The organism is Citrobacter sp. Igbk 16 (assembly GCF_028069755.1).
Taxonomy (GTDB): Bacteria; Pseudomonadota; Gammaproteobacteria; order Enterobacterales; family Enterobacteriaceae; genus Citrobacter.
The window spans coordinates 1-4,501 of sequence record NZ_JANEWJ010000063.1; the positions used below are offsets into that span (position 1 = coordinate 1).

General features: G+C 47.7%; 5 protein-coding genes. All 5 read left to right on the forward strand.

Features of this window, described 5'->3' with window-relative positions:
• On the forward strand, window positions 1-1,952 hold a 1,952-nt coding region (locus tag NNO03_RS22305), incomplete at its 5' end, for a T6SS effector BTH_I2691 family protein (RefSeq protein ID WP_271450592.1).
• Between the two features lie 76 nt (window positions 1,953-2,028).
• On the forward strand, window positions 2,029-3,063 hold the full coding sequence (locus NNO03_RS22310; protein ID WP_271450593.1) for a putative type VI secretion system effector: 1,035 nt from the start codon (window positions 2,029-2,031) through the stop codon (window positions 3,061-3,063).
• Between the two features lie 38 nt (window positions 3,064-3,101).
• Window positions 3,102-4,133 (forward strand): putative type VI secretion system effector, encoded by a 1,032-nt coding sequence (locus NNO03_RS22315; protein ID WP_271450594.1) that lies wholly within the window; start codon window positions 3,102-3,104, stop codon window positions 4,131-4,133.
• Between the two features lie 38 nt (window positions 4,134-4,171).
• Complete coding sequence (locus tag NNO03_RS22320) at window positions 4,172-4,321, forward strand: hypothetical protein (RefSeq protein ID WP_271450595.1); 150 nt, start codon at window positions 4,172-4,174, stop codon at window positions 4,319-4,321.
• Window positions 4,322-4,341: 20 nt separating this feature from the next.
• Window positions 4,342-4,501 (forward strand): toxin VasX (locus NNO03_RS22805; protein ID WP_369124580.1); only part of this gene is annotated, 160 nt, incomplete at its 3' end.

Here is a 4,501-nt window from a genome sequence, read left to right on the forward strand (position 1 = left end):
CCGTCACGCCGTTGCTGATGGCGCTGCATGATGCATCAGGGATAACGCATGAGCTGACGGGATGGACGAATGATGTCCTGGCGATGGCGAAGATATTTGGTGAAGAACGCGCTCCGGAGTTCTGCACCCAGAGTCTGATTAATGGTGTTGAGAATATTATAAAAAAGAGTGCTGAGCAGAATGTGGAACAGCAGCTCGCGGCAATGGGTGGCTCACTTTCAACATCTCGTGATATGGATTACGCATATGGAATGTATGTCTGGAACGAGGGGCGGAAAGGCAATACGAATATTATAAGCCGGGAAGAATTCGAGCGTCAGGCGAAGAAAAGACAGGAGCAGAGTCTGAAAAGTTCGCGGGTGGCAAATAGCCAGCGCAGATATAAAAGAAAAATAAAGCAAGAGCGTCTGGATTCGTTTATTAAATGTGGTGAAGACCTGACGCACAAAATCGATAAACAACTCGAAGTACTAATTGATTTCCGCTGCCAATGGCTTAAATTTTCAGGTTTTATTCGTACACTGCAGGACTTTTATTCTGACCTTCCACAGGATAATTTGCATTTTCGTGAGATAGCAGCTTTTGCAATGTCTGGGTTAGGTGCGGCGAAATCTGGTGTGAGTTTACTGGATGACTGGATAAAAGATTATTCTACTACTGATGAAAACAACCTCGTCTGGCGTACTCATTTTTATAATTCACCTGAGTTAATAACTGTTGCCGAGCTTTTGCTTGCCAGTGTGCGCAAAGGGGGGAATCAGCCGGTTACAGAACAAAGTTTGTTGGCATTTTTTGAGTCAAAATCCGGCGACCTGGTTAAATTATTCGAAGGGTTTAGTAAAGCAACAGCTGCGCTGGATGAGCCACCTGGAAATGATGCAGTCTGGTCAAAGCGGGTGCTGTATCAAGTTGATCAACATATGGCAACTCTGGGTTCCCGTTTATTTTCCGTTTCGGGTGTGGGACCGAAACTGGACACTATAAACGATCTTGTCGTTAAAACACTCTGTTCTCTTTCAGCAGGTAAAACAGTAGCGGAGATAAAGTCTTTCTCGAGTAAATATTTTGGCTGGGCGACCGAGCGTAGTTACTATATAAACGACATGCTCTTTATTAATCCTCAGAAAGACAGAGTGTCAGGGCGTTTAAAGGTTGCTCAGGTGCGGTTTTCCGATCTGGAAAAGGCGACTGCGGACTTCAGTATCACGGGCGCGAAAAAAAATGCTTATCGTGCGACAAGCATCAATTTTTTGGTGCTTTTTTTTAATATGACGGAGCTATATAACCAGGCAGATCATTTCAAACGTGATGACTTTTCCGGTTATGCCAAACTGGTCGCTGTGGGATTTGCCACCACGGGAGGCGCGATTGATATTGTCAGTAAAATGATGGATGTCATAAAAAAGGATGATGAATCATTTCCGAAACTGAAATGGGTAGGTGCCAGTTGTGCGATGCTCAATGCTATTGCATCGTTGGGGGCTGATTTTTCAGACATCTATCTTTTGCAGGGTGAAAATTCAATAAATAAACGCTGGTCATATGGAATGTTATATTTTGGGAAAATACTGAATGATATAACGACAATTATTTCAGTCAGCGGCAAAGTTTTGCCTGCTTTAATGTCAAAATTTGGCTGGAGTACGACTGTCGGCAGTACGGAAATGTGGCTGGGGCGCGCAGCGATACCTGCATTTTATGCGCTGGGTATTGAGTGGATTGGCGCCCTCTCGTCCTGGCAGTTCGCTTTGCTTCTGGTGGTCGCAGAGTATGTTCTGAAAGAGTATTTTTTTGAAGATGAAATTCAAATCTGGTTGCAGAACACGCTGTTTGGTGAAAAATTTTCGATAGATATTGATAGCTGTTCTGAAGAAAAAAAAGCAGAACTTATAGTGAAATGCGGAAAATCACTGACGGAATGCTTACGTAAAATAGAATCTTCCAGCAAATAAGAGTGATTTATATTTTCCAATAAAGGTATTTAAGAAATATCAACATGGTTGTATTCACATATTGTAAGAATAAATTATGAAAAAAGAACTGAAATTCTCGGACGGGTTGCGAAGAAGCCTCGAAAGCAGCAATAAAAAATATCCGCTTCATAACTATCTGCAGCAAAAAAGTGAGCTGGCGCGAACGCAGGAAATTCTGCGCAATATTGAGGCCAGAAATGAAAAAGGAAAATGGCTGGCACATTTTCGCCTGAAAGAGAAAGAGCTGCTGGAAGTGCTGAAAAACGCCCCGCCGGACCCGGTGCTGCCGCCTCCGGCGCCGCTGATTAAGGTTCGGGGCGTCATTGAAAAACTGACGCAGCGGCGAGTAGTGCAGCATTTCGACGTTCTGTCCTATCCGGAAGGAAGCGCCTACTACGCCCGGTATAAAAAGAAGATGGCGGCATCGGCGGTGGTCTGGGCGGCCAGTGGCTCGGGAGGGACGGCCTCGGCCCTGCTGCAGGACTATGACAGGCCGTTGTGCGGAGCCTGGTATCTGACCGGGCGTATTAACGGCAGGCGTTTTTCCGGCTGGCTGGGGTATCACTGGTGCTATGAAGGGGAGGAGGTGGAACTGCTGGTGGCCCCGGTCGGCGAGGAGTATCTGGTGTATGCCATCCACAAGCCGGAGGAGCAGTCCCTGTGCATGACACCGGGGTGTTACCGGGGAAAGAACCAGGCGCGCCGGGCGGCAGTGCGTATCCCGTTGCGGGTATGCTATCTGAGCCTGGCAGTAGTGACTCCTGCAGTTATACATATTCATAATGGATGGGAGGCATTTTCTGATCCGGAATTTTACATGATGTTGGCTGTGTTTTGTCTTATGTCATTGGGGTTGTGTCTGCTTCCTGCGGCGTGGTCAATTTACAAACATAAACCGTTACCGGAAGAAACGCTGTCAGAGGAGATATTCACTCTGCTGGGCTGGGAAAACGTGGCGGATATTAACCTGGAAACGCTCCATAAACGGCGAAAAAAAGAGTGGAAGCGAACGGGGATCCCGTCAAATCCTCTACGCAAAGGTACCCCCTTTGATCATTCAGGAATAAGAGCAGGCATTTTTTATTATTAATACGGATGTTGAATGGTTCTTAACGGTATGGATAACTTATGAAAAAAGAACTGAAATTTTCGGACGGGTTGCGAAGAAGCCTTGAAGGCAGCAATAAAAAATATCCGCTTCATAACTATCTGCAGCAAAAAAGTGAGCTGGCGCGAACGCAGGAAATTCTGCGCAATATTGAGGCCAGAAATGAAAAAGGAAAATGGCTGGCACATTTTCGCCTGAAAGAGAAAGAGCTGCTGGAAGTGCTGAAAAACGCCCCGCCGGACCCGGTGCTGCCGCCTCCGGCGCCGCTGATTAAGGTTCGGGGCGTTATTGAAAAACTGACGCAGCGGCGAGTAGTGCAGCATTTCGACGTTCTGTCCTATCCGGAAGGAAGCGCCTACTACGCCCGGTATAAAAAGAAGATGGCGGCATCGGCGGTGGTCTGGGCGGCCAGCGGCTCGGGAGGGACAGCCTCGGCCCTGCTGCAGGACTATGACAGGCCGTTGTGCGGAGCCTGGTATCTGACCGGACGTATTAACGGCAGGCGTTTTTCCGGCTGGCTGGGATGTCACTGGTGCTATGAAGGGGAGGAGGTGGAACTGCTGGTGGCACCGGTTGGCGAGGAGTATCTGGTGTATGCCATCCACAAGCCGGAGGAGCAGTCCCTGTGTATGACGCCGGGGTGTTACCGGGGGAAGAAGCAGGCGCGCCGGGCGGCAGTGCGCATCCCGCTACGGGTTTGCTATTTGTGCCTGGCAGTTGTCCTTATAACATTGCTGTGTTGCGATGGTATGGCATCATTTTACGATCCTATATTCTATATATTTATAGCAGGCACAATAGTTTTTCTGCTGGTGATGTGTCTGCTTCCTGCGGCGTGGTCAATTTACAAACATAAACCGTTACCGGAAGAAACGCTGTCAGAGGAGATATTCACCCTGCTGGGCTGGGAAAACGAGGCGGATATTAACCTGGAAACGCTCCATAAACGGCGAAAAAAAGAGTGGAAGCGAACGGGGAGCCCGCCAAACCCTCTGCGCAAAGGTACCCCCTTTGATTATTCAGGGGGGACACATTGTTTTTTTTATTATTAATACGGATGTTGAATGGTTCTTAACGGTATGGATAACTTATGAAAAAAGAACTGAAATTTTCGGACGGGTTGCGCAGAAGCCTCGAAAGCAGCAATAAAAAATATCCGCTTCATAACTATCTGCAGCAAAAAAGTGAGCTGGCGCGAACGCAGGAAATTCTGCGCAATTTATCGGGTTGGCTGAAATGACAAATCATAAATGTGACTGTATGTCACAGGGACCGGCATTACTGCCCGTACGTTATGCGGTGGTTCCTGAATATATTCAGGAAGCACTGCCGGCGTGGGCAAAACCAGGCGCGTCGTCTTATCCGGCAGAAAGTGAAAATTATCACTATGCGCTGCGTGCGATGCGCAGGGGATATATCT